The following is a 25,602-nucleotide window of genomic DNA, read 5'->3' on the forward strand; positions in this document are numbered from 1 at the left end:
AAGAATTGTAGCTTTAACGAAACAGGGACGTTGGAACGTTGGAACGTCAACAGTCGATTGTTGAATGATCGAACCATGATGCGCTATGGATGCGCCGAATTACCGGTCCTTGGAGCGGGCGACCGATCAAGCGCCGGACTACGGCTCGCTCCAAGTAATCGTCAGCTCTACAGGGTCGCCGTAATGCGTGACCGTGTATGTGCCGTCTGCTGCGTCATGCCGAACGTCCGCATCCGGCCCTTCGATGACAAGCGGCTTCGCGCTTTGCAGCTTCACCTGCTGCATGCCTGCCGCGTCGAGCCGCAGCGTCCAGCGGCCCGGGGCCGCTTTCAGCACGTACGGCACGTTCACGCGCTGCATGTGCAGAGGCGCGGTGTCCGCCGCGGCCGTGTCCGGCTTGACGAAGCGCACTTCCGTCGGCCCCGGCGCGCCGAAGTAGAGTTTGCCGCCGCGCAGATCGCGCACGTCGGCGTGCGTCGTCGGCTGCCGGCCGGTGTACGCGCTGCCCGGCTCGACGACGAGGCCGAGCGTGCCGCGGTATTCCGCCGCCTGTTCAGGTACGGAAGCCGTGTCCGGCGTTGCCGTGAACCGCGGGTCGGCCGGCAGGCCGAGCATCCTGTTCAACCGCAGGGTCACGGCGTCCATCCAGGAGCGGTGCAGTTTCACATCGGTCGTCATCGCGTTCATGAACGTACGGGCCATTTGCGGTTCCGTCATAAAATTATAGTTATGCGCTGTGCGCAGCTCGTCCAAATATTGAACGAATTCCAGCAGCTCGTTCACGCGCAGCGGAAAATGGTACTCGATATGCTCGAAATAATCGATCGGCATGTCGTTCGCGACATAGGCTTCGAACAAGTCTTTCGTCGACGTGTTCGGGTCTGTCCGCAGCACGGGCGCCGGCGTGTAGAGCATCATCGGCTGCTTCAGATCCGGCGCGCCGCCGGAGTCGGTCATCAGGAAGGGCAGCCCCCAGTTGTATTCGACGCCGAGCCGCGGATCGGCTTTGATGAACGAAGGCTTGAAGCCGAAGTTAAACCAAATGTCCGCTTCCCGTTCGTTCGTAAACGTCTGCGTTCGCGCCGGGTTGTTGATGCGCCACGTATGCTGGTTCGTGCCGGTCTGTTTCCATGGGATGCCGAGCTTGTCGAACGCCTGCCGGTGCAGGGCGATTTCCTGCTTCTCCTGCGCGTCGCTTGTATATTGGTGAAAGAAAAGATGCGGGTACAACTCCAGTCGATGTTCCGCACTATAGTGAATAAACTCGGCGAGCTGTTCCTTGTAAGGAAAGCCGGGCTCGTCGATGGGATAAGGGGCGCTGAATTCGAGCTGCCCGACGACCAGGTCGTCCAAGCCGTCGCCGTTCAGATCCGCCCACAGCGGAACGGCGTTATGGCCGCCGACAAGCGCATGGTTGCCCAGCTGATTCACGGTCGCGCCTTCCACGACGCCGGCATCGCGCCACGTCATGGCGCCTGCGGCGTCCGTCTGCTGCACGTAGACGCGCAGGTCGCCTTCCAGGCCGCCGACGACGAGGTCGGCGCGTCCGTCGCCGTCCATGTCGCGGACGGACGGCGCAGCGAACGCCGCGGGCAGCCGGAACAGCGCCTGCCCGCGCCCGAACCCGGGCACGCCGCCGGTCCCCCGCGCGCCGGCAAACAGCGTCACCGCACCATCGCCACCCCCGACCACAAGGTCGGGGATGCCGTCTCCGGTGACGTCACCGACGGCCGCCGCCAGCGGTGCAGCGGCGCGAATCGGCTGCCCGCCGCCAAGCAGCGGAGCGGGCGCGGTGAACCGGCCGCCGGCTGCGCCGTAAGCGACGGCGAGCGTGCCGTCGGCCCGGCCGATCAGCAGATCCGGCCGGCCGTCGGCGTTAAGATCGTACGCTGCGACACCAGCGTACGGACCGCCTGCGGTCAGCGGAGCGCCGCCGGTGTCGCGGAGCGGCTCGCGCGGACCGAAGCTGAGCGGCGGCGCCTGCCCTGCAGGGAGCGCCTGCGCCGGATGGGCCTCGCCGGCCGTGAGGCCGGGGTACAGATACAATCCGCCGTCGCTGGAGCCGACGGCCAAATCGATCCGCCCGTCGCCGGTCAGATCGGCGAGCGCGGGTACCGCCCGCACCGGCTGCGTAATCGGATCGCCGAGCGACCGGTACTCCGGGTACGCGGCCAGCCGGATCGGAGCGCCGTCCGCCAGCAGCCGCGTGCCGCTGGAGTAGAACGAGTTCGGCGTTTCGCCGGCGAAGGCGGGCTTCGCGTTCGTTCCCGTGTTCAGATGAACGACGACGGATTCCTGCCAACGCCCCCACGTGAACGCGGAACGGACGAGCGAGAACGACGGGATCTGCTGATGCTTCTTCAGCAATTCCGCCCATTGGATGCCTTCCCCGTCGCGAATGGCCTCCATCGCCTCAAAATGATTCTGATGCGCCATCGCAGGCCGCCCATACGGGCCGAGCGTCTTCTTCACGCTGTAACCAAGCTTCAGCTTGGATATGTAAGCGGCGTATTCGGTGCGCATCAGCGCATTGCCCGCCGAGAACGTAAAATGAAAGTACGGTTCCACGGGAAGCTGGCTGCGGTCGAAATAAAGCGCGCCGGTCTTCGGCCGGATCGCGGCATTCTCTTCGGCGGCCAGCTTATCGAAGCCAAGCGCCGGATCCATGCCGCTGCTCAAGTCGTAGCCGGTTAAATAATAGCGGTTGGGCAGCAGCGTGCCGCTCAGGAAGACGGTGCCTTCTCCGTAGCGGTTCACCGTATACAGCGAGATGCCGTTCATCGCCACAAGCGTCTTGGCCGTTGAAGGCACCATGCCCTTGCCCCAAGAAAAACGGCTCAAGCTGCCGTCCGTATCATGACGGAAGAACGTATCGGCGAACGTGCGCAGCACCTGCTGAATGCCGAGCAAATCGGCATCGACGCCGGGATACGTCCACAGGGTGGCGCCTGCTGCTGTCGGGAGCGCCTCGCGATCGGGCGCAGGCACGTCCACCAGACGAGCCGCGCCGAGAAAGGCGGGCTCGAAATCGGCGGCGAACGCATTTTCAAGGAACAAATGCCCGCCCCCCCGAACGTAAGCCTCAAGCGACTGGCGCTGAGCATCCGTTAACGACCGGTGCAGGGACGGGTCCAGGTAAATCGTGTCGTAATCGTGCAGCTTTCGCGCCGATAAACGGGCGAGATCCTGCTTCTCGAGAACGAGCCCGGCCAGCAGCGATTGGCGCAGCTGGCCATATGCGGCCGGGTCGAACGCATCGCCCTGCGTCGCATACAGCATGCGCACCTCGAGCGTTTTGTCGCCGCCAAACAGAACAACAAGAAGAACCGCAAGCGGCAGCAGCCCGAGCGCGGTTACAACCAACTTGCGGAAAGGAGTACGTTTCAAAACAAATCCCTCATTAAGGCAGCTTGCAGGCGATCCGGCCCAGACGGCCGTGCCCGTAAGCAACAAATTGGGTGTTACCCCAGACATTATAGCACGGATGGCCGCCTTTGTTAACTTTCGCGGTCGTAGTCCGGGAAGCTGACGGCTACGCGGTTGCGGCCTTCGGCCTTCGCCCGGTACAGCGCTTTATCCGCATATTCGACAAGCTGCTCGGGGGTGCCGGCCGTATCGGGAACGATTGCAGTCAAACCGACGCTGACGGTCACGTGTTCCGCGATTTTCGATTGCGCATGCGGGAGCGCCAGACGTTCGATGCGGGAACGAAACTCTTCGGCTAAGTGGAAGGCCTCCTGGAGCGATACGTTTTTCAGGACAGCGGCAAATTCCTCTCCGCCATAACGGGCGACAAAATGCCCGTGCTCGTGCAGCAGCCCGCTGGCGACGGCGGCAATGACGCGAAGCACCTCGTCTCCTCCCAGATGCCCGTAGTGATCGTTATAGTACTTGAAATAATCGACGTCGAATAAAAAGAAAGCCAGCGTCGATTCGCCGGCCGCTCCTTCGTTCCAAGCTTGCAGCAAATACTCGTCCAGCTTGCGGCGGTTCGGAATGCCGGTCAAGCCGTCGAGGTCGGACAGCTTTTGCAGCTTCCCCAGCGCGTCCTGCAGCTTTTTCTCGGTATTTTTACGGGCGGTGATGTCCCGAATGGTAATCAAATAGGCGCCTTCTTCTTGATAAACAATCGGAGAGACGGACAGCTCGACTTCGACCGTCGTTCCGTCCAAACGCAAAAACCGCTGCTCGATCAAGTCCGATTTCAGCGTTCCTGCCTTTATGGATTGCCAGTCCCGGTAGGCTTTCTCCAAGAGCGACGGATGGATGAAGTCGACAATCGGACGGTTTAAAATATCTTTCGGAGACGCGGCATGAAGCAGCTTCAAGCCTTTATCGTTGATGAACACGATGTTGCGGCCGGATATCGCCAGCGTAGCGTCCGGTGACGAAGCGATGAGGTGCCGGTATCGCTCCTCGCTTTCCTGCAGCTTCCGAATGGAGGCATGAGAACGGATGATATTTAGAAAAATGTATACCGACAGCAGTCCGACGCCCGTGGAGACGAGCCATTGATTCGTCAGAACCAGAGGCGCTTTACTCAGATTGCCGGCCTGATTCAAGTTAATCAGAATGATGATGGAGATGCCGGTCATCGCGAAGACGTTCAACCCGAAGAAACGCAGCAGGGTAAGTCCTTTGCGTCCTGCCAGGAAGCCGCATACGACGGAGATCAGAAGCATCATGCCACCCGACGTGAAGGCGGCGAAAGAGGCGCCGAACAAGCCGATGCGTCCGCAAAGGATGAATACGCCTGCGATGATGGCCGGAATCGGCCCGCCCTGCAGGGCGGCGATGACCATAGGGATATGCCGCAGATCGGCGATGACGTCCGATTCCACGTGAATGCTGAAAATCATCAGCAGAACGCCCAGCAGCCCGAAGCAGATCCCCGCGAACACTTTTGTCGGCCAGGGAGAGTCCACGTGGAGCGGTCGTTCTTTGAACCATTGTCCTATAATAAAAAAGGAAGCGACGAGTATCGACGCGTTCGCAATAAAGTCTTTGAACATGATTGGCGGTCCTCCACCATTTTAAACTTGCTTTTACTATACAGGAATCTTTTGCCCATCATAACTGGTAATAAATGGGTACCCTTCCGGTTAGAAGGGGCGCGGGATTTCCGCCGCTGCGATAGGTGAAGCGGGGGATGGGCAGTGCTGCTCCTGTATGTAATTCGTCATGTTTTGACATCTTTCCTTTAAGTTCGAGCATGAATTGATTAAAATTTGATCCTTTCGGATCAATGAGCCGCAGGGGCGCCGAATGGTTTGCCGGGCCGCTTTCTGGTACACTAGAGAAAAAAGCGATGACCGGTAGCTGAATATAAACTGGCTGTACGGCTTGGAGGTAGGGATTTTATCATGCGGGACATACGTAAAACGGATATCGAGCTGCTCGCTCCGGCGGGGGATTGGGATTGCATGCGGGCGGCGGTGGCGAACGGAGCGGACGCCGTCTTTTTCGGGGTGGAGAAGTTTAACGCGCGGGCTCGGGCGAACAATTTTTATACGGACGAGCTTCCGGACATTATGTCGTTCTTGCACCGATACGGGGTCAAGGGGTATTTGACGTTTAACATTCTGGTGTTCGAAGAGGAATTGGATGATGCGCGGCTGCTGATCGAAGCTTGTATCGATGCAGGCGTCGATGCGGTTATCGTGCAGGATTTGGGGCTGGTGCGGTTGATTCGGGAGATCTCTCCGGACTTCCCGATTCACGGCTCGACCCAAATGACGATTACGTCGCCCGAAGCGGTGGAGTTTACGAAGCCGTACAATATGGAGATTGTGGTGCTCGGGCGTGAAAATAATTTGAAGCAAATCCGGCAGATCGGGGAGCAGGCGAAGCTGCCGATGGAAGTGTTCGTGCACGGAGCGTTATGCGTCTCGTATTCGGGACAGTGCTTGACTTCCGAAATGTGGGGCGGGCGCTCTGCGAACCGCGGCGAATGTGCCCAGGCCTGTCGACTGCCGTACGATTTAATGGTAGACGGGCAGCCGAAACCGATGGGCGATGTGGCGTACCTGCTGTCGCCCAAGGACTTGGCAGCCATTGAGCTGATCCCGGAATTGATCGAGGCGGGCGTGAAATCGTTCAAGATCGAAGGCCGGCTGAAAAGCCCGGAGTACGTGGCGAACGTCGTCGGCAAGTATCGCCGCGCGATCGACCGTTATTTCGACGGCGAGAACCCGCAGCCGACGAAGGAAGAGCTTCGCGAGCTGGAGCAAAGCTTCTCCCGCGGCTTTACGTACGGCTTCCTCAAAGGCACGAACAATAAACAGCTTGTCGAAGGCACGTATCCGAAAAGCCGGGGCGTTTACTTGGGCCGCGTCAAGCAGATTCTCCGCGACGGCGTGGTGTGCGAGCTTGAGGCGCCGTTGAAGCGGGGCGACGGCATCGTGTTCGACGCGGGCGACCCGACCAAGAAGGAAGAGGGAGGCCGGGTCTACGACCTGCGGCGCAAGGGCGCGAAGTTCGAGGGCGAGGCGCCGGGCGGCGTGATCGAGATTATTCCGGGGCGCAATGATGTTGACTTGAGCCGGGTGCATGTGGGCGACCGGATCTGGAAAACGAACGATCCGCATCTGGACAAGCGGCTGCGCCAGACGTACGAAACGGACAAGCCGTACCGCGTCTTTCCGGTGCGCGTGAAGGTGACCGGCGCGGCCGGACAGCCGCTGCGCAGCGTATGGACGGACACGGCCGCCGGGCACACGGTAACCGTCGAGTCCGAGCTTCCGCTCGTCCCGGCCGAGAAGCGGCCGATGGACGCCGCGCTGTTCGAAGAGCAGTTCGGGCGTCTTGGCGGTACGGTGTTCGCTTTGGAGTCGGTCGACGTCCACTTGAACGGCGACTTAATCTTGCCGATGCGCGAGCTGAATCAGATGCGCCGCCAAGCGGCGGAGCTGCTGCTCGCCGAGCGGGAGCGCCCGCGCGCTTATGTGAAGCGGTCGGTGGACGTTTATAGCGATACGCCTGCGGCGCCGGCGAAGCCGGCAACGCCGCAGGGCGGGAAGGCGCAGGCGCGGCTGACGGCGCTGTGCCGCAGCCTGCCGCAGGTGGAGGCGGCCGTTGAGACGAACGTCGATCTGATCTACGCCGACTTTGAATTCATCAAGCAGTTCCCGGCGGCTGTGGAAGCTTGCCGCCGGGCGGGCAAGCGGATTGCGCTTGCGACGCCGCGCATTCATATGCCCGGAGAGACGGGCTATTTCAAAAATATTTTGAACCTCGGACCGGATGCGGTGCTGGTGCGCAACACGGGGGCGGTTTACTGGTTTATGCGGTATTTGGCGGAGCATCCGAACGAGCCGCAGCCGGAACTGATCGGCGACTTTTCTTTGAACGTGGCCAACCATAAGGCGGTGTCGCTGTTCTTGGATGCCGGGCTTTCGCGCGTGACGCCGTCTTACGACCTGAACATCCAACAGATGGTCGATCTGCTGCGCCGCAGCGAGACGTCGCGGCTCGAGATTGTCATTCATCAGCACATGCCGATGTTCCACACGGAGCATTGCGTGTACTGTACGTTCATGAGTCCCGGTACGGACTACACGAACTGCGGCCGCCCTTGCGAGGAGCATCGCGCTTCGCTGAAGGACCGCGTCGGCTTCTCGCATCCGGTGCGTGTGGACGAAGGATGCCGCAACACCGTGTACAACGCGATCGACCAATCGGGCGCGGAATACCTGGCGAATTTCATGGAGCTCGGCGTAGGCCGGTACCGCGCAGAGTTTCTTGAAGAAACGCCGGAGAAGGTGCGCGAAGTGATCGGTTTGTACGAACGGGCGCTGCGGGGCGAGATTACGGGAACGACCGTTTGGAAGACGCTCAAATCGACGAACCAGCTCGGCGTGACGCGCGGACAGCTGGTGAAGTAAGCCGGCGGGGGCGGGCGCCAATAGCTTCTGCCCAGCTGCAATAACGGAATGATAGTGCCACATTCGGCCCGTTTCCGGGTTCTTCCATAAAATAGCGAAAATAGCGGAACAATGATGCTGGATTTGCCTCGGGATCAACCCTCACGGGTCGGGAGAAGGGCAATGGCGCACCAGAGTTCCGCTATTTTTATTAGTCGCCGCCTCCGCCGCATCCGGATGAACAGCTGGATGAGGAGCAGCCGGAAGACGAACCGCCGGACGAGGAGCCCCCGTCATCGCTCCCGCCGCCGCCGCGGTCGTCATTCCATGAGCCGGAGCCGCCGCTGCTGCCGCATCCGGAGGAGCTCGAGGCTGCATACTCCTGTTCCCGGCGGCGCGCCTCCTCCTCAGCGTAGTGCTGCGCCATCAAATCGTCGAAATCGCCGAGATCCGCCGCCGAGTATACGATGAGCGCCCCGGCCAAATACGGCATGTAGCTTGCGGAATCGTGCGCGGGTTTCTCGGCGGAGTAGACGGCGCCGGTCTCGGCGTCCGCCGCTTGCTCCGTGGCTTTGCGGATCAAGCGGGCGATCGTCTCCCCGATCTCGGGATAACGTTCAGCAGCCTTGCGGTTGAACAGGCGGTCAGCGAGCTCGGCCTCGTCCGCTTCCCGCAGTTCCTCCAGGCGCCCGCGGTCGAGCGGATACCGGAAGAACGGCGTCCAAATCCGTGAGGAGTACGGAGTCGGGATGAACAGATTCGCGTATACCCAGTCGAACCATGCCCGTCCCCCGGGATTCGGTTCTCCGCCGCTGTGCGGTGCGTGATGGATGACGGAGCCGACGAAAGCTTCGCTGAATCGATGGTATTCGCGGGTAAACATCAGCATTTCGTGCCAAATGTCGTCGACGGCCTCGCTGAACATCGGTACGTCCTTTAATATCGCCGTCATCAGAAAATATCGTTTTAATTCAAGGAACTTCCAGTTGAATTCGGACGTCGTCATTTGCGGGTGCTTTCGCTGCACACGTTCTCGGAGCATCGCCGGGAAATCCCCGGCAAGCGCCTGTTCGAGCCTTTCCACGGCCGGTCTCAGCGGAAGATCCGGCTGGATACCGAGCGCTTCGGGCAAAGGACCGTCTTCGTACAACGGCTGACGGCCGGGTCCTGACGTACCGCCGCGATGGCGTCGGCGCTGCGTTTGCCCGCGATTCAACAGGGCGATACTGACAAAGACGAGAATGCCGAACAGCAGGATGAGGATAGCGATGACCATGCAGTTCCTCCTTGCAAGGGATTGGATGTAGCTTCCATTATACCAAATGGCTTCGAGCTCTGCGACGAGCGCCGAAAGTTCACAAGTTAGACACATTTTTTTAAGCAAATTTTCAGCTTTGGTTAAGCTGGCATTATTGTTCCGCCCTTATCCTGTTGCTTGTGGTTAGACCGGCCTTAAGTTGGAAATGGCTGTAGGTAAAGGGCATATGAAGGATAGGTTTTAACGATGGGAGGTTTTGACGTGCTTGAGGTCAAACAGGTCAGCAAGTTGTATGAGAATCAAAGGGGCGTCCGTGACATCGATTTCTCGATGAGCCGGGGCGAGATCGTGGGGTTTCTGGGACCCAACGGTGCGGGCAAAACGACAACGATGCGCATGATCACCGGCTACTTGAACCCTTCGCGCGGATCGATTGCGATTGACGGATTGTCCATGGCGGATCATCCGAAAAAGGCGCGGCAAAAAATCGGTTATTTGCCGGAGACGCCGCCGCTTTACCCGGAAATGTCCGTACTGTCGTATTTGAAATTCATCGCCGACCTACGGGATATTCCCGTACGGGAGCAGAAGCAGCGGATCGGCGAGGTGATCGGGCGCCTCGGCCTGCAGGGCCGGGAGCGGCAAATCATTCGCAGCCTGTCCAAGGGCTACAAGCAGCGGATCGGGCTTGCGCAGGCCATTCTGCACGGACCGGATCTGCTTGTGCTGGACGAACCGACCTCGGGCCTCGACCCGAAGCAGATTATTGAAATCCGCCAGCTTATCCGCGAGCTCGGGGAAAATCATACCGTGCTGCTGAGCACGCACATTTTGCCGGAAATCAACGCGCTCTGCAACCGGGTGCTCATTCTGCATCAGGGACGCATCGTGCTCGACGGACAGCCGGATCAATTGGCGAACTCGCTGAACGATACGTTCGAGGTGTCGCTGGAAGTGAAAGGTCCGCGCGAGACGGTGCTGGCCGAGCTTCGCGCAACGCCGGGCGTATCCTCGGTGCGTGAGCTGACATCCGAGGCCGAATCGCAGCCGGCCATAGCGGCGCCGCTTGAGGAGCGGGCAGGCGAAGCGGCTGCCGGGGAAGAAGCGACGGCTGAAGGTTCGACGTCTTTAGCGGACGGGTCCGGGTCTGAGTCGGGAACGGTGAAGGCCGTTGTCGCGGCGAGCGACCGGGAGGACATTCGCGAAGCGATCTTCTACCGGATGGCTGAGCGGAGACTGCCGATCCTGGCGATGAAGAAGGAGAGCCTCAGCCTGGAGGACATCTTCCTGAAGCTGACGACCGATGAGAAGCTGGACGATGCTAATGCCGGCTCCGATTCCAATTCCTTCGAAGTCGCCGAAGCCGAATCCGAAGAGAAGGAGGTGAACGCCCGTGCGTAGAACGATGGCCATGACCCGCAAAGAGCTGCAAATGTACTTTTATTCGCCGATCGCGTATGCGGCGTTCGCTTTCTTTTTCGTGATCGCGGGGTATTTCTTCAGCGCCAATTTCTTGTACCCGCCCTATGTGGTCGACGTGCGGCCGGTGTTCGGCAATGTGACGTTCGTGTTTCTGTTCATCATCCCGCTGCTGACGATGCGGCTCGTCTCCGATGAGCTGCGGCAGGGCACCGACGAGCTGCTGCTCACCTCGCCGGTCAGCATAACCGAGATCGTCGTCGGCAAGTATGCGTCGGCGCTGACCGTGCTGCTGATGCTGGTGGCGGGCAGCTTGCTGTATCCGCTTATCTTAAGCGCCTACGGCCCGCTCGATCAGCCGGTGCTGTGGCTGTCGTATTTGGCCATGTTCCTGGTCGGAGCGGCGATGATGGCGGTCGGCTTGTTCGCCTCTTCACTCTCGGCGCACCAGATGGTGTCGGGTATCGCGGCATTCGCCATCCTGCTCGTGTTCTGGACGATCGAGTGGCTCGGGGATACGGTAGGCGGGAAAGTCAAAGATTTTCTCGGCATGTTCTCCATCGTCAGCCGGGCCGCCGACCTGCAGAAGGGTGTGCTCGATTTCGCCGACGTGCTGTTCTACGTGACGTTCATTCTGGTGTTTCTGGTGCTTAGCATCCAAGTGCTGGAACGCAAGCGCTGGAGATAAACCGGGAAGGGGGAAGATGCGAAGTGAATAAATGGATCCGCGGAACGAATGCGACTGTATTGTCGCTGGCGGTTATCGGCATTTTTATCGTGCTGACGATCTTCTTGAATTCCGCCAAAAACATGCAGGTCGATTTGACGCAAAACAATAAATTTACGTTATCCGATCAAACGAAGCAAACGCTCAGCGCCCTGGATAAGGATATCCGGATCTTGTCGTTTACGACGACGGAGACGAATCCGTATATGAAGCGCGAAGTGGTGGAGCTTGTGGAGGAGTACAAGAAGCGCAGCGGCAAGATTACGTTCGAAGAATACGATGCCGTCGCGAACCCTGCGGTCGCGAAGCAGTACGAAGTCGACCCGGCCGGGACGCTCGTGGTGCAGAGCGGGGAGCAGAAGAAGACGCTGCCTTTCTACGACATGTTCCTGCCGAGCCAACAAAATCCGAACGGCTACAGCTTCAGCGGCGAGGAGAAGCTGACGCAGGCGCTGGTGAATTTTAACGTTAAGGAGAAGCGGAAACTGTATTTCCTGAGCGGGCATAATGAAATTCCGCTGACGCAGATGACGCTCTGGCGTTCGGGTCTGGAAAGCGCGAACTACGAGGTGAAAGAGCTCAACCTGCTGCGCGAAGGCAAAATTCCGGACGACGCCGAGATGCTCGTCATTGTCGGTCCGGAAACCGACCTGAGCGACAAGGAAGCGGAGCTCGTCAAGGCCTATATGGACGGCAAGGGCAAGCTGTACCTTGCGCTTGGCTTTAACCCGGACATGTCTTCGAAATGGAAAAATATCGACGCGCTTATGTCCGCCTACGGCATCAAGGACCAGCATGCGGTTGCGATCGAGCCGAAGCAAAGCGCCATGTACGATCCGCTTAGCATCGTGCCGGAGTACAGCGGCCATGAAATTACGCGGAAGCTGCAGGAATATAACCTGCTGACAGTCATGACGCTGGCGGTGACGTTGAAGGTCGACCAGCCGAATGCGGATTATCCGGCGACGGCCATTTTGTCTACGACGGATAAGGCCTACGGCGAGACCGACTTGAAGGCGCTCGCGGGCCAAGGCACCAGCAAGAAGGACGCAGCCGACGTGGCGGGACCGCTCGAGCTCGGCTTTGTCGTGGAGAATAAGGAGAAGAAGCCGAAGGCGGTCGTGCTCGGCGGTTCGACATTCCTCGTCGATCGATACATCCAGCAGCAGGGCAACCGGGACTTCGCGCTGAACAGCGTCGGTTGGCTGCAGGAGCAGAAGGATCAAGTGACGATCCGGCCGCGGGAAGGCGACAACTTGTCGACGGCGCTCGTGACGGGCGAGCAGGCGAACATGATTTTCCTGGGTACCGTCGTAGTCTTCCCGCTGTTGTTCCTCCTGATCGGCGGCTTCATTTGGTGGAGGAGGAGAAAAGGATGAGACGGTTGATCCCGACGATCGTGTTGGTGGTACTGTGCATCGGGGGATTCTGGTATGCGTCGAGTCAAGATTTTTTTAAAGAGAAAACGCAAGAGGCGCCTGCCCTTGTAACGGTGAAGAAGGAAGAAGTGGCAAGCTATACAGTTAAGAACGGCGATACGGAAACGGTACTGGAGCGTAAGGACGGCGGATGGACGATGACGAAGCCGACCGCGCTTCCTCTGGACAGCAGCTCGGCGGACGCATGGGTGGATACGTTCGTTTCGGTGAAAAAGGATAAGGTCGTGACCGCTGCGGCAGCCGAACTGGAGCAGTTCGGCTTGGCCGCGCCGAAGCAGATGTTCACCGTGAAGCTGGTGGACGGCGGGGAACGGACGCTGGCCGTCGGCGACCTCGTCCCGGTCGGCGGCTCGTATTATGCGAAGCTCGGCGATGCGCCGGAGGTGTTCCAGCTCGCCGAGTCGACCGTGAAGTCGCTGGCGAAGCAGCCGGTCGATTTTATGGAGAAGCGGGCTGTGAAGGTCGAGTACGAGAAGGTACGCGCGTTGACCGTGGACTGGAAGGGCGCGGCTTGGACGTTAACGAAGACGGAGCCTGACAAGTCGTCGTTCGAATCCAAGTGGAAGCTCGGCGAACGCGAGTTGACCGGTACGGATGCGACCGGGTTCTTGGACCGGGCGGCGTCTTTGGTCACGGAGCAGCAGGCGAAGCGCGCATCCGAGGTGCAGGGGCTTGATCAGCCGGACCTGCGGATCGAGCTGAAGGTCGCCGGCGAAGCCGCAGGCGCGGAGACGACCGTCGCGTACGCGGGCAAGGCCGCGGGGGACGTCGTGTGGATCTCGCAGCAAGGCGGTGAATGGGCGTTTGCCGTACCGACGGCAGCCGTGCAGGAGCTGGCCGACAAGGCGAAGGCAGCGCCGTAAGGAGGCGGCGGGCGGGCTGCAAGCGCAGCTCCGGCGCATTCGCGGCGAAGTCCCCGCCCGAAGGAAAGCTATCCGCCATTGCTTGCTCAGCAATAGGCCAAGGGTACAAGGCCGGCAAGGATACCTCAGGGTATGCTTGCCGGCCTTTGCTGTATCGACGGCGAACTCAAATGGGCTCATGCTGTGGGGGACGCCCCCGGTTCATGCACCGCGGTTAACGCCGGTAACTCTCGTCTCGGTACTACGGCTATACCCGCATTTGAACCGGTGCTGCACCGTCTGGGGGCCAGAGCTGGATGAGCCGGGAAAAACCTGGAGCCGGGACGGCAAAAAATCCCCGACCTTAGCCAAGTCAGGGATCTGGCTTAAGTAGCTCGGCTCCCGGCCCGGAACGCTTACTCCGTCGCCGTTTGCTGCAAGAGCGTTTGAGAAACCGCATGCGGGTACGATCTGATCTTCTCGTCTTCCAATAAGTCCAGCAGCCGGGCGCGCAGTTCCACGAACCTCGCGTCGGTCCGTCTGCGCGGACGCGGCAAATTGACGGTGACCGTTTCTTTGATCCGTCCGGGTCTGGGAGACATGACGACGATACGGTCCGCCATGTAGATCGCTTCCTCCACATCGTGCGTGACCAGCACGAAGGTGATGTTTTCTCGCTCCCAGATCCGGACGACTTCTTCCTGCATTTTTTGCCTCAGGATCGCGTCCAGTGCAGCGAAAGGCTCATCCATGAGCAGGATTCGCGGGTTCAGGCATAACGCGCGGGCGATGGCTACCCGTTGGCGCATGCCGCCGGAGAGCTGCTTCGGGTATAAATGAGCGGAATCGGCAAGTCCGAACTTCATTAAATATTGATCAAGGAGCTCCCGCTGACGACGGCGCGGAATACGTTTCATCGCCATGCCGAACCGGATGTTGCCGCGAACGGTGAGCCACGGAAAGAGCGCGTAATCCTGAAAAATAAAGCCGCGCTCGGTCGAAGGCCCTTTCACCGGCGAGCCGTCGATTTGGATCTCGCCTCCGGTCGGTTCCTCAATACCGGAGATTAGTTTCAGCAGCGTACTTTTGCCGCATCCCGACGGACCGAGCAAACAAACAAACTCCGATTTGGCTATCGATAACTGAATATCTTGCAGCGCATGCACCGACTGGCTCGTCCCTGCCCCGTATTCTTTAAACACCTGCTTTAATTCGACAAACAAGGGCCATCACCCCGATCTTTTAGTTTGATAACTGAAGTCTTGCATCCTTCCATACCTTACTGCCAGCGAATAAGAAACCGTTCAACCGTCCGCACGAACGCCGACGATAAATAACCGAGCGCCCCGATCGTAAACATGCCGATAATCGACTCCTTGTAATCGAGCAGGTGATACGCCTGCCAGGTGGAATAGCCGATGCCCGTCTGACCGGACATCATTTCCCCTGTAATGACCCCCATCCATGACGCCCCGATGCCGACAGACAAGCCCGTGAATATTTCAGGTGCCATCGCAGGCAAATATACGCTCCAGACGGCCCGGACCGGACCGCAGCCCAGGCAGCGGGCGGCTTGCACCAGCGCCGGGGAAACACGCCTCGCTGCATCCCGCGAGCTGATCAGGATGGGAAAGAAAGCACCGATGAAGGTAATAAAAATAATGCTGCTTTCGATCGTGCGGAATAATAGCATCGCGACCGGCAAATAAGCAATGAGCGGAATCGGCCGGAACAGCTCCAGGTTGGTGTACAGCGTATGGTTCGCAGTCCGTTTGAGGCCGATCCATAAGCCAAGAGGCACCGCCGTCGTGAAGCCGAGAGCGATGCCCGTCAGCACGCGGGATGTACTGATCGCTATGTCCTGCCGATATTGGGGGGTAAACAAATTACGATACCATTCCGCCAGGATATCGATAGGGTCCGGCAGGTTGCCGAACTGGAGCGGCCAGTGGATGTTGACATCCACGGCCCATTTCCAGAGCAAAACGAAGGCGGCTACCGAAACGGCTCGAAGCAGCAGCCCAGGGACTTGCAGCCTGGTTTGTCTCATTTTAGTAAACCTTCCCTTGAATCCAGTCTCCCTGCAGCTCAGCGTCGGTCAAATACGTTCCACCGGTCGATTGGATCGCTTCCCTTAAATACGAATCGTCGACGAAAGCGTTTAGATCCAGCTTCTTCTGCAGCTTTCCGATGCTTGACAGAAACTCGATGCTTCCATTCAGCGTGTTCAAGTCTTTCTTGTAGACGGCCGCATCGAAACGGATGTTTTGCACCATTTTGACGCACACCTCATGCGGGAACTTGCTTTCTTCCTCAAAAATTTTAGCCGTCTCCTCCGGGTTATTCCGCGCAAACTCATGAGCCTCGTTCAGCGCCCTTAGAAAGGCGATGACATAAGCTTTGTTCGCCTTTGCCCAGTCCAGGTTGGCGACGACACCGGCCAAGTAATCGATTTGCGTCGCTTCGCCGAACTGCAGCACGGTGCCGATCCCTTTTTGCTGCATGAGGGTAGGGTAGGGTTCCCATGTGGAGTGAGCCGCAATTTTGTTCTGTTCGATGCTTTGCATCCCGACGGTTACCGATTGATCGACGACCGTCACTTGATCGACCAAGCCTTCCTTGCGGAGCGAATCGAGCAGCATACGGTGCGCACTGCTTCCGATCGGGGTCGATATGGTCTTGCCCTTCAAATCAGCGATTGCCTTGATGTCGCTGCCCTTGGGCACGAGAATGGCCTGGTTGCGGCCTTGAACGCCTTTACCGTCGAATGCGAGGAAGACGGAATGGTAGTTCGGCTGCGTAATACCGAGAACCCCGTTCAGCAGAGAAGGCATGTCGCCGAGGAAAGAAATCTGGATTTTCCCGCCGTTCATGTTGTTGTTCAAGACCGAACCGGCAGGCGCGTCGAACCATTCCACCTTCACACGGCTGTCCGGCGCGACCTCCTTCAAGTGTTTTTCAAACAGTTTTTTGTTCTTTATAATGAGTGCTCCCCACGTCTGTGCCGTAGGAGATTGATACCCGATCGTCACAGTTGCCTCTTCCGCCTGTGCGGCGGAAGATCCCGCAGGGGCGGAAGAGGCGGTCTCGGACGTGCTGCCGGATGCTCCGCAAGCTTGCAGCAGAACGGACGCTAGGACCAGGACCAAGAGTAAGCTTACAGTTCGGATACGATTCGACATGGGGATTCCCCGCCTTCCTAGTAGAAATCATAATTAATGAGATGATGTCGTTTGACCGATGGGTTTATCGGACCAAATAGGGGATATTCACGCGCACCGCATCAACCGGGCAGTCGGTTTGGCATGGGGTGCAGTACCAGCATTCGTCGTATTTCATATACGCTTTTCCGTCTTTGTCCAGTGCGAGAATGCCCATCGGGCATACCTGAACGCAGATATCACAGCCGATGCACTTATCCCGGTCGATGATGACGCTTGCTTCCACCCGTTGCGAAACGAAATTAGCTGACCGATTGCTCATGTTTACTCACTCCTTCTTCGGATGATGGTCGTTGGGGCTCGAATATATACGGCGGCAGATCACGCGTGGTCAGCTGCGTTTCGCCGTCAGCGCCTTTCTTCACAATGACTCGCTTCAGCCAGTTGGCATCGTCGCGCTCCGGATAATCGAGATAATAGTGGTAAAAGCCCCAGCGGCTTTCCTTGCGGAACAACGACGCTTTCGCCATAAGCTCGGCGCAGTCGACGATGCTGTGAATTTCAAGCGCTCTTCCGAGCTCGTGCGGATCGTTCGCGCCGAGCAGCTCCAGGTCGACGCGGCGGAAGTGCTCGATTTTCTCCAGGGCGATTTCCATCTTCGTCGTGGTCTTGGGCGGCATCAAATATTGGGTGACGATACGGCGGATCTTGTACTCCACCTGCTGATGCGGAACACCGTTCGGGTTCGCGCGCAGCCTTTCGATCCGCGCTCTTTCCGCCTCGATTTGCGACGGATCCGCGCCAAGCCGCTCCGTCTGTGCAGCATAGTTCGAAGCGTTCGTACCGGCGACTTTGCCGAAGGTCAGCGCACCGAGCAAATATTGATGGGGAACCGACGCCATATCTCCCGCCGCATACAGTCCTTCCATCGACGTTTCCGCTTCGTGATTGACGAGAACGCCGGAAGCGCTGTGACCGCTGCAGAGCCCTACTTCGGAGAAATGCAGCTCCACCATATCCGTCCTGTAGTCTTTGCCCCGTCCGGCATGGAAGCGGTCGCGGCTCGGCCGCTCGTTGTGGTGCAGGATCGATTCAATCTTGGAGATCGTCTCGTCGTCCAGGTGCGTCAGCTTGAGGAACAACGGCCATTCGCCTTTATTGGCCAGCTTCCACATATTCATGATCAGCTCGCCGCTCCAATAATCGCAGCCCGTTACCCGCTCGCCATTCACATTGGCGGTATAGCCGCCAAACGGACCGGCCACATAGGCACAGGCGGGGCCGTTATAATCTTTCATCGTCGGATTGATCTGATAGCACTCGATTCCGGTCAGCTCAGCTCCGGCATGATAAGCCATCGCGAATCCTTCGCCGGAGTTCGTCGGGTTCTCGTAGGTGCTGTACAGGTAGCCCGAATCGGTAAGACCCATACGTCCTGCCGCACCGGCCGTCAGGACGACGGCCTTCGCGTGTACGACCACGAGCTCGCCGGTCGTTACGTCTCCGCCAAGTGCGCCGACTACGCGGTTACCCTGCGTCAGCAGTCTTGTTGCCATGACGCGGTTGACGACTTTGCAGCGCATCTGCTTTACCTTTTTGGCGAGAATCAGCTTTAAGTCGCTCGCTTTCGGCATCGGCAGAACATAACGCCCTTTCCGGTGCACACGGTAAACCTCATAATTGCCCTCGGCATCCTTCTCGAAATCGACCCCCCACGAATCAAGCTCCTTTACGATGTCGTAACATTCGGACGCTTGTCGGTAAACGGCCCGTTGATCGATAATGCCGTCGTTCGAGTCGGTAATTTCCCGCGTATATTCCTCGGGCGTGGCTTTCCCCGGAATGACGGCGTTGTTCAACCCGTCCATACCCATACTGATTGCTCCGCTCCGCCGGATATCGGCTTTGTCGAGAACAAGCACCTGTACGTCAGGATTCGCCTGCTTCGCCTTAATGGCGGCCATCGTTCCCGCCGTGCCGCCGCCGACAATCAACACATCGGTCGTATATTCCCTTGTCTGCATAACCTATTCTCCTCCCTCAATGCAAATAAGACACAGCGATCCTTTGGAGAAAGGCGCAGTGTCTCTGGTTAACCAGTTGACATCGAATTAATTCCTAGTTGTTTACTTTGTATTACACAACCCGAATGATAGCATCCCCCGATTGAGGGAGTCAATAAGGGGATGAACATTGAGCAGCAATAGACGATCAATGAGCAACAAAACCATTAAATGGAAATTTTACTCATCTTGATGCGAGGGGGGTCATTCGTTAAAATAAAATTATTCCAATTTGTATAATCGGATTTCACGGAAAAGGGGGCGTTCTTGTTGTTTCCCAAGGATAAAGGCTTCAGGCTGATTACTTTACAAGAGGCGATGAGCGTATTCGGTATTAGCCGCGCTACGATAGACCGCTGGCGCCGAAGCAAGCAGCTGCCGACCATCAAGATTGGCAAAGAAGTGTTCTTTGATCCCGACGAACTGCAGATGTGGATTAAATCCCACTCCGTATGCGGGGCTGCGGCGGACCGGCCGGAAAGCGCGCCTGCCGAGAGCCTGACCGTCTCCATCGGGTATCAGAGCGGAACGGCGCATATGTGGAGCCCGCTAATTATGAAGGAGCTTGGGTTCTTCGAAGAGGAGCTGCGCAAACAATTTCCGCATCGTCCTATTAAGGTCTTGTGGCATAATGCGGAGAACGGCCTGGAACTGGTGGAAGGCCTTATTTCGGGCTTGATCCAAATTGCCTCGCTCGGCGATTACCCGATACGCATCTGCAGCTCACTGGGGAAACTGCTGCCGAATTTTCAACCCGTACTGCTCGCCTTTGACGGAAAAACCCGGAATGGCAAAGGCATATCGGTCGTCGTTCCGTCAAACAGCATCATAAGAAAGCCGGATGATCTTGCGAACGTGACCATCTCGACCGTTGCCAATTCCAGCGCGGGCATGCGCCTGAATCGGCTTCTTACCTCGATCGGCGCAGCGGAACAAGAGCATCCTAACGTCATCCACCGGTCAATGAGCGAAAGCCTGACAGACATCGTCGATAGACGCGTCGGCGCCAGCGCAATGTGGGAGCCGTACTTGAGCCTGCTGCGGCACTGGGGCGCGGGCACGGTACTTTTTGAGGAAGGCATGTATGAGGACTATTTGACCGGCCTGGTGGCGGGCGAGCGATGGGCGGCCAACAACGAGGCTATCGTTATCGCTTATTTGAAGGCTCACGTTCGGGTGCACCAGCTGATGCGCAGCGAGCCTGCACGCGCCGCCAAGCGGGTGCAGGCATCGACCGGAATCCCTCAAACCGTTGCTTGGCGGGTGCTCTCGAACGTCCGCTGGGATGCAGCGGTTTACCCGCGAGATCTGAACACGCTGCAGAGGTTGGAGGAACGCTTTCCGGGAATGGCGCCGGAGCTTTACCCTATTCGTGCCAAGACCGATTACTTGAACATTGCTCTGGAGGAAATGGGTTTGCCCTCGATCGAAGCGTCTCCTCAAGGAACGGAATGGCCAAGGGAGCAAATGTATTGAGCGGGTGGCCATTCGTTCGGCTTCTTCTCTCCTCCTTGTAATCAAGAAGACGGCCTAACGATTAAGGTGGTTGAACCCTCATCCTTTTCTCCAAGCGGACGCGATGGTTCCGTTCCCGGAGGAAGGGGTGATTTTTTTATTCCCCCGATACATAATTTCCCACTGGCCGGACATCCTAATCTTGGTTGATTTAGAAGGTATAGTTTGTTTGCATCAACCGTAACAAAACGCGCCAGTCCTTGCAGCACAAGGGTGGCAAAGCCGTTTATCCTGGTCAACTGAGGAAAGGAGGACCCATCCATGTATAACCAACAACAATCCGTCAACTCGGTAAGCTCCAAGGAGCTGTCCTACATCTCCGATTGCCTGAAAAACGAAGAGCTGCTCGCCAAAATCGCCGTACAAGGCGTAGCGGAGAGCCAAAACCAACAGCTCAAGCAAAAGCTGGCGCAAATCGCGCAGGATCGTCTGCAAAACACCGACCAATTGTTAAGAACGCTGCAGCAGCATACACAAATGTCCCATTAAGGCATACATAGGAGGTCCGGCAAAGCATGTACCAGCAAAATCAAATGATCAACACGCAAGCGGGGCAAGCCCAAGCGCTTCACCTGCACTTGAATGAACAGGATGTCGCCAATCTCGTTTTATCCGAATTGAAACGTACGGCGCGCGAGTATACGACGGCGGCGCTTGAAGCGACGCATCCGGCGATTCGCCAAATGTTCGCAAGCCTATCGCAAAAGACGCTGCAAGACCAGGCGGAGCTCTTTGACGTGCTGTCGCAGTTGGGCGGTTACGGCTCGATCAAGATGGCCACGCAGCTGGAAGTGCAGCAGGAGCTTTCGCAGCAAATTCAGAAAGCCGAGCAGCTGCAGGCGATTGTGCAGCAGGCGGTGCACGGTTCTTTCGCCGGCGGCGCTTATCAGCAGCCATTCGGACAACAACAGCCATCGTTCCAACCCTCGCAGCCATCGTACGCCCAGATGCCGGGCTATGCGGCAGGCTCGTCGCATTACGGCGGCATGCTCTCGTCGTCGGTCTCCGGGCAACAGAACCAAAGCCAGACGTCATCGGCCGGCTACAGTCAATCTCCGGCAGCTTCGAGCTTCGGCTCGTCCGTTCAAACGGGTTACGGCTACGGCGCATCTTCGGTTGAAGACTCGGAACACAACAATGTGAAATCTTCCGTTTCCGGTACGGACGTCTCTGATTATTACGCGACCAAGGCGTCGCAGGACTACACGAACGCGAGCGCCGGCGCCAAATACGGTTCGAACCAACAGGCATACGGCAGCCACAACCAGCAGGAGCAAAGCTACGCTTCGACCGGCTACAACGCTTCGGCGACAGGACGCCAAGGCCAAAGCGCCACCGGTTACGGCTTCAACGGCTCCTCCGACGCGGCGACGAGCTCAAGCGTGTCATCAAGCTCGAACGGTGTCCAGAACAAAGCGCAATCCGCGCAGCAGCAAGCGAACGCCAGTAAATACGTATTTTAAGGTGAGCAGCTTCTGGCTGAAAAATCCCCCGGCACAAGCCGGGGGACCCAGGCTATAATAGATAATTCATCGTATCCATCCGTTCCTGATGGTCCGATTCCAGCAGGAGCAGATCCTCTTCGGAACAATTTCGGTTTCTGCATATGGATTCCCCTTTTTTAAATCCGGAGCTACGGAATGCCTGAATGAGATAGCAAAAATTCGCGGGAACCTTCTTTTTTGGGGGTGGCAGCTCCGCACCAGCTTCGCCCCGGCGTCAGGAAAAAGGCTCCACATGGCGCAGGAAAGTATACTTTTTCGTTTTTGACCCATAATACGAAAAAAACGCCATGACGGAAGGGGCCTCATTCCATGAGAACGATCCTGACCTTAGCGCTCGCCGCGGCGCTGCTTGCCGGTTGCCAGTCGCAAAGCGCCGGCGATGCCGCCGATATGAAAACGATGCAGAAGACGGTAGGCCGCGAGCGTCTCCTGCAAACGATCGGCCAAATTACGCCGCCCTCAATGGATAAAAGCGTGATGACCCAGTCCGACGAGCAAATCATCGGCTGGATCAAGCAAATCGACGATTGGACGCATCAAGTGCTGTCCTCCCCGGTTACCGGAGAAATGGACAAATACGCGATGGAAGAGATGCGGACCACACTCATGCAGGTGTATAACCGGGAGATGGCCGACCGGATGCTCGCCTACTTCTACCGGCGCGACGATCGTCTGGGAACGTATCAGGCGAACAGCACGAAGGCCATGCTCGGGCTGCGCAGCGAGTGGGGGAAATACGAGCTGAAGAAATCACAGCCCGACGCGAGCAAATACCGGGTCTCGCTCAGCGGGGCGAATGTGCAGCAGGATTTGGCCAAGTCGGTCATGCAGCACGAGTCGGAATACCTCATCGAGGGAGATCGATTGAGAATTACCGAGTTCAAAACCGTCTCATAACGGGACGGATTCACACGAAGCAGAACGGTCCGCGGAAGCGCGCCGGTCTGCTTTCTTTTTTGGGAGCAATTTGGTAAAATATACGAACGTATATTCTCTATTCGGTTCATTGACACGTCCTGCAGGGTAGCATAGACTACTTGTAGATGGAAGGACAGGAGGCTTTTGCTTTGCATTTGCAATTGGAGCAGTGGAGACACGTGTTTAAGCTGGACCCGGACCGTGAATTGTCCGATGAAGCGCTCGAGCGGATATGTCTGTCCGGCACCGATGCGGTTATGGTCGGGGGCTCGTCGGGCGTCACGTTCGACAACACCGTCGATTTGCTTGCCCGCATTCGCCGCTACGAGGTGCCGTGTGTGCTCGAAGTATCCGAGCAGGAGGCGATTGTGCCCGGGTTCGACTTGTTTCTGATTCCGATCGTGCTGAATGCGCGCAATCCGGAATGGATCGTCGGCCGTCAGCGGCAGGCGCTGCGAGAATATGGCGCCATTATGGATTGGTCGCAGATCGTGACCGAAGGCTACATTATATTGAATGGCGATTCAACAGCGGCGCGGGTGACCGATGCCGAGGCGGAGCTCGATTTGAGGGACGTGGAGGCTTACGCACGCATGGCGGATCGTTTATTCCGCTGCCCGATCGTTTATATGGAATACAGCGGAATGTTCGGCAATATGGACGATGTGAAGCGGGTTCGCGGGCTGCTCGGCACGGCAAGGCTGTTTTACGGCGGCGGGGTGGATAGTCCGGAGAAAGCGGTCGAGGCGGCCCGGTCCGCACATACCGTCGTAGTCGGCAACGCCGTTTACCACGATTTGGAGCAGGCGCTGGCGACTGTGAAGGCGGTCAAGGAATCCGTGTAGAAAGGGCAGGTAAACGATGAACGAACCTATAGATATTTTCAAAGCGATAGAGAAGCTCAATCCGCAGCAGGCGCGGGCGGTCCAAGCGGTGGACGGGCCGTTGCTGATCATGGCGGGAGCCGGTTCCGGCAAGACGCGCGTGCTGACGCATCGGATCGCTTATCTGATAGCGACGCGCAAAGCGGCGCCCTGGAGCATTCTTGCCATTACGTTTACGAACAAGGCGGCTCGCGAGATGCAGGAGCGGGTCAGTGCGCTCGTTGGCCCGCAGGGGCAGGACATTTGGGTGTCGACGTTCCACTCGATGTGCGTTCGTATATTGCGCAGAGACATTACGCGGCTCGATTTTTCATCGAATTTTACGATTCTCGACTCTGGCGATCAGCTGTCGGTCATCAAGAATTGTATGAAAGAGTTGAACATCGATTCGAAGAAATTCGAACCGAAGTCGATCCAGGCGGCGATCAGCAACGCCAAGAACGAACTGCTCACGCCGGAGCTGTTCGAACGGAAGATCGGCGACTACTTCGACGGCCTTGTGGCGAAAGTGTATACGCTGTATCAGAAGAAGCTGAAATTCAACAACTCGCTGGACTTCGACGACTTGATCATGATGACGATCGAACTGTTCAAGCAGGTGCCGGAAGTGCTCGATTTCTATCAAAACAAGTTCCAATATATCCACGTGGACGAGTATCAGGATACGAACCGCGCGCAATATATGCTGACCCGGATGCTGGCGGACAAGCACAAGCGCATTTGCGTCGTCGGCGACAGCGACCAGTCGATCTACCGCTGGCGGGGCGCGGACATCAGCAACATTCTCGATTTCGAGAAGGATTACCCGAACGCGACGACGATTCTGCTCGAGCAGAACTACCGTTCGACATCGACGATTTTGAATGCGGCGAACAAGATCATTGCCAACAACGCCGGACGCAAGCCGAAGAATTTGTGGACCGACAAGGGCGAAGGCGAGAAGATTCGCCTGTACCAAGCCGATTCGGAGCACGAAGAAGGATACTACATCACCGGTCAAATTCGTAAAAACGTGGAGAAGGGCCGACGCTTCAAGGACCACGCGATTTTATACCGGACGAACGCCCAGTCCCGGGTCATCGAGGAAATTCTCATCAAATCGGACATTCCCTATCAGATCGTCGGCGGCGTAAAGTTCTACGACCGTAAAGAAATCAAGGATATTTTGGCTTATTTGCGTCTGGTCTCCAATCCGGACGACGACATCAGCTTCGCGCGGATCGTCAACGTGCCTAAGCGCGGCATCGGCGATACGACCCTCGATAAGCTGGCGGCGGCTGCCGCCCAATACGGCGTATCCATGTTCGCGATGCTGGAGAACGTGGGCAGCTTGGACATCAGCGCCAGGACGCGGAGCGCGCTGACGGAATTCCGCGAGATGATCGAGAACTTGTATCGCATGGTCGATTATTTGTCGGTTACCGAATTAACGGAGAAAATGCTTGAAATGTCGGCGTATCGGGAAGAATTGAAGCGAGAAAACACGATCGAGTCGCAAGCCCGCCTCGAGAACATCGACGAGTTTCTGTCGGTGACCATGGACTTCGAGAAGCGCAATGAAGACAAGTCGCTTGTCTCTTTCTTGACCGATCTTGCGTTGATTGCCGATATCGATTCGATGAATGAGGATCCCGAAGCGGGCAAGCAGGGCGTCGTGCTGATGACCATGCACAGCGCCAAAGGCCTCGAGTTCCCCGTCGTCTTCATCGTCGGCCTCGAGGAAAGCGTCTTTCCGCATTCCCGGGCGCTGATGGACAACGAGGAGCTCGAGGAAGAGCGGCGGCTCGCTTACGTCGGCATCACCCGCGCCGAGGAAGAGCTCTACCTGACGTGCGCGCGGATGCGCACGCTGTTCGGCCGGACGGCGGCGAATGCGCCGTCCCGGTTCCTGCACGAGCTGCCGCAGGAACTCGTGGAGAACGCTCGCGCGGGCGGCGGCGCGTTCGCCCCGCGCAGCGGCAGCGGCGCCGCGTGGGAGCGCGGTGAGCGCCGTTTCGGCAGCGCCGGGG

At 57.9% G+C, this 25,602-nt stretch carries 19 protein-coding genes; 11 read left to right on the forward strand and 8 right to left on the reverse strand.

The genetic code is table 11. The features are described 5' to 3' along the window. Positions 1 to 138: 138 nt before the first annotated feature. Together PVA01S_RS17600 and PVA01S_RS17605 are read right to left on the reverse strand one after the other, a co-directional pair. Positions 139 to 3,387, reverse strand: coding sequence for an FG-GAP repeat domain-containing protein (locus tag PVA01S_RS17600; protein WP_244932984.1), 3,249 nt, complete (start codon positions 3,385 to 3,387; stop codon positions 139 to 141). Positions 3,388 to 3,497: 110 nt separating this feature from the next. Then, positions 3,498 to 5,012, reverse strand: a complete 1,515-nt coding sequence (locus PVA01S_RS17605; protein ID WP_127608696.1) for a diguanylate cyclase domain-containing protein — start codon at positions 5,010 to 5,012, stop codon at positions 3,498 to 3,500. 351 nt (positions 5,013 to 5,363) lie between these two features. Between PVA01S_RS17605 and PVA01S_RS17610 the strand changes: the two genes are divergently transcribed. Beyond that, a complete protein-coding gene (locus PVA01S_RS17610) occupies positions 5,364 to 7,883 on the forward strand; it encodes a U32 family peptidase (RefSeq protein WP_127608697.1) in 2,520 nt (839 codons plus the stop codon). 190 nt (positions 7,884 to 8,073) lie between these two features. Here PVA01S_RS17610 and PVA01S_RS17615 read toward each other — a convergent pair whose 3' ends face one another. After that, the gene (locus PVA01S_RS17615; protein ID WP_127608698.1) at positions 8,074 to 9,138 is read right to left on the reverse strand and encodes a glycine-rich domain-containing protein; all 1,065 of its coding nucleotides are present in this window, start codon (positions 9,136 to 9,138) and stop codon (positions 8,074 to 8,076) included. Between the two features lie 243 nt (positions 9,139 to 9,381). Between PVA01S_RS17615 and PVA01S_RS17620 the strand changes: the two genes are divergently transcribed. Genes PVA01S_RS17620 through PVA01S_RS17635 form a run of 4 tightly spaced genes read left to right on the forward strand, consistent with a single transcriptional unit; the run spans position 9,382 to position 13,568 of the window. Further along, positions 9,382 to 10,521, forward strand: a complete 1,140-nt coding sequence (locus PVA01S_RS17620; protein ID WP_127608699.1) for an ABC transporter ATP-binding protein — start codon at positions 9,382 to 9,384, stop codon at positions 10,519 to 10,521. Next, entirely contained in the window at positions 10,514 to 11,227 is a 714-nt protein-coding gene (locus PVA01S_RS17625) for an ABC transporter permease subunit (RefSeq protein WP_174817596.1), read from the forward strand. Before PVA01S_RS17620 ends, PVA01S_RS17625 begins: the two co-directional genes overlap by 8 nt. A 23-nt stretch (positions 11,228 to 11,250) precedes the next feature. Beyond that, the gene (locus tag PVA01S_RS17630) at positions 11,251 to 12,645 is read left to right on the forward strand and encodes a GldG family protein (RefSeq protein ID WP_127608700.1); all 1,395 of its coding nucleotides are present in this window, start codon (positions 11,251 to 11,253) and stop codon (positions 12,643 to 12,645) included. Continuing rightward, positions 12,642 to 13,568 (forward strand): DUF4340 domain-containing protein, encoded by a 927-nt coding sequence (locus PVA01S_RS17635; protein ID WP_244932985.1) that lies wholly within the window; start codon positions 12,642 to 12,644, stop codon positions 13,566 to 13,568. Before PVA01S_RS17630 ends, PVA01S_RS17635 begins: the two co-directional genes overlap by 4 nt. 395 nt (positions 13,569 to 13,963) lie before the next feature. Here the strand turns inward: PVA01S_RS17635 and PVA01S_RS17640 are convergent, their stop codons facing one another. From PVA01S_RS17640 to PVA01S_RS17660, 5 genes are all read right to left on the reverse strand, one after another. Next, the gene (locus PVA01S_RS17640) at positions 13,964 to 14,770 is read right to left on the reverse strand and encodes an ABC transporter ATP-binding protein (RefSeq protein WP_127608701.1); all 807 of its coding nucleotides are present in this window, start codon (positions 14,768 to 14,770) and stop codon (positions 13,964 to 13,966) included. 56 nt (positions 14,771 to 14,826) lie between these two features. Next, positions 14,827 to 15,597 carry an ABC transporter permease gene (locus PVA01S_RS17645; protein ID WP_127608702.1) on the reverse strand — a complete coding sequence of 257 codons (771 nt, stop codon included), beginning with the start codon at positions 15,595 to 15,597 and terminating at the stop codon, positions 14,827 to 14,829. Position 15,598: 1 nt separating this feature from the next. Further along, a complete protein-coding gene (locus PVA01S_RS17650) occupies positions 15,599 to 16,729 on the reverse strand; it encodes an ABC transporter substrate-binding protein (RefSeq protein WP_127608703.1) in 1,131 nt (376 codons plus the stop codon). Positions 16,730 to 16,793: 64 nt separating this feature from the next. Then, positions 16,794 to 17,030, reverse strand: a complete 237-nt coding sequence (locus PVA01S_RS17655) for a 4Fe-4S dicluster domain-containing protein (protein WP_054798284.1) — start codon at positions 17,028 to 17,030, stop codon at positions 16,794 to 16,796. Beyond that, positions 17,011 to 18,732 carry a fumarate reductase/succinate dehydrogenase flavoprotein subunit gene (locus PVA01S_RS17660; RefSeq protein WP_127608704.1) on the reverse strand — a complete coding sequence of 574 codons (1,722 nt, stop codon included), beginning with the start codon at positions 18,730 to 18,732 and terminating at the stop codon, positions 17,011 to 17,013. The genes PVA01S_RS17655 and PVA01S_RS17660 overlap by 20 nt, the downstream gene beginning before the upstream one ends. 309 nt (positions 18,733 to 19,041) lie before the next feature. Between PVA01S_RS17660 and PVA01S_RS17665 the strand changes: the two genes are divergently transcribed. From PVA01S_RS17665 to pcrA, 6 genes are all read left to right on the forward strand, one after another. Continuing rightward, a complete protein-coding gene (locus PVA01S_RS17665) occupies positions 19,042 to 20,247 on the forward strand; it encodes a helix-turn-helix domain-containing protein (protein ID WP_244932986.1) in 1,206 nt (401 codons plus the stop codon). A 300-nt stretch (positions 20,248 to 20,547) separates the two neighbouring features. Beyond that, positions 20,548 to 20,775 carry a hypothetical protein gene (locus PVA01S_RS17670; RefSeq protein WP_054800330.1) on the forward strand — a complete coding sequence of 76 codons (228 nt, stop codon included), beginning with the start codon at positions 20,548 to 20,550 and terminating at the stop codon, positions 20,773 to 20,775. A 26-nt stretch (positions 20,776 to 20,801) separates the two neighbouring features. Further along, on the forward strand, positions 20,802 to 21,749 hold the full coding sequence (locus PVA01S_RS17675; protein ID WP_127608705.1) for a spore coat protein: 948 nt from the start codon (positions 20,802 to 20,804) through the stop codon (positions 21,747 to 21,749). Between the two features lie 351 nt (positions 21,750 to 22,100). After that, the gene (locus PVA01S_RS17680; protein ID WP_054798286.1) at positions 22,101 to 22,688 is read left to right on the forward strand and encodes a hypothetical protein; all 588 of its coding nucleotides are present in this window, start codon (positions 22,101 to 22,103) and stop codon (positions 22,686 to 22,688) included. A 170-nt stretch (positions 22,689 to 22,858) separates the two neighbouring features. Continuing rightward, the gene (pcrB, locus tag PVA01S_RS17685) at positions 22,859 to 23,554 is read left to right on the forward strand and encodes a heptaprenylglyceryl phosphate synthase (protein ID WP_127608706.1); all 696 of its coding nucleotides are present in this window, start codon (positions 22,859 to 22,861) and stop codon (positions 23,552 to 23,554) included. Positions 23,555 to 23,570: 16 nt separating this feature from the next. Then, positions 23,571 to 25,602: DNA helicase PcrA (gene pcrA / locus PVA01S_RS17690; protein ID WP_127608707.1), on the forward strand; the 2,032-nt coding region annotated here is incomplete at its 3' end.

The sequence above is a fragment of the Paenibacillus validus NBRC 15382 genome (genome assembly GCF_004000985.1).
In the GTDB taxonomy this organism is placed as follows: domain Bacteria; phylum Bacillota; class Bacilli; order Paenibacillales; family NBRC-103111; genus Paenibacillus_G; species Paenibacillus_G validus.

Excerpts from the sequence above, each read along its gene's own strand:
- PVA01S_RS17605 (WP_127608696.1), bottom strand. The coding sequence starts at position 5,012 with ATGTTCAAAGACTTTATTGCGAACGCGTCGATACTCGTCGCTTCCTTT.
- PVA01S_RS17610 (WP_127608697.1), top strand. The coding sequence starts at position 5,364 with ATGCGGGACATACGTAAAACGGATATCGAGCTGCTCGCTCCGGCGGGG.
- PVA01S_RS17615 (WP_127608698.1), bottom strand. The coding sequence starts at position 9,138 with ATGGTCATCGCTATCCTCATCCTGCTGTTCGGCATTCTCGTCTTTGTC.
- PVA01S_RS17635 (WP_244932985.1), top strand. The coding sequence starts at position 12,642 with ATGAGACGGTTGATCCCGACGATCGTGTTGGTGGTACTGTGCATCGGG.
- PVA01S_RS17645 (WP_127608702.1), bottom strand. The coding sequence starts at position 15,597 with ATGAGACAAACCAGGCTGCAAGTCCCTGGGCTGCTGCTTCGAGCCGTT.
- PVA01S_RS17650 (WP_127608703.1), bottom strand. The coding sequence starts at position 16,729 with ATGTCGAATCGTATCCGAACTGTAAGCTTACTCTTGGTCCTGGTCCTA.
- PVA01S_RS17655 (WP_054798284.1), bottom strand. The coding sequence starts at position 17,030 with ATGAGCAATCGGTCAGCTAATTTCGTTTCGCAACGGGTGGAAGCAAGC.
- PVA01S_RS17660 (WP_127608704.1), bottom strand. The coding sequence starts at position 18,732 with ATGCAGACAAGGGAATATACGACCGATGTGTTGATTGTCGGCGGCGGC.
- PVA01S_RS17670 (WP_054800330.1), top strand. The coding sequence starts at position 20,548 with ATGTATAACCAACAACAATCCGTCAACTCGGTAAGCTCCAAGGAGCTG.
- PVA01S_RS17675 (WP_127608705.1), top strand. The coding sequence starts at position 20,802 with ATGTACCAGCAAAATCAAATGATCAACACGCAAGCGGGGCAAGCCCAA.
- PVA01S_RS17680 (WP_054798286.1), top strand. The coding sequence starts at position 22,101 with ATGAGAACGATCCTGACCTTAGCGCTCGCCGCGGCGCTGCTTGCCGGT.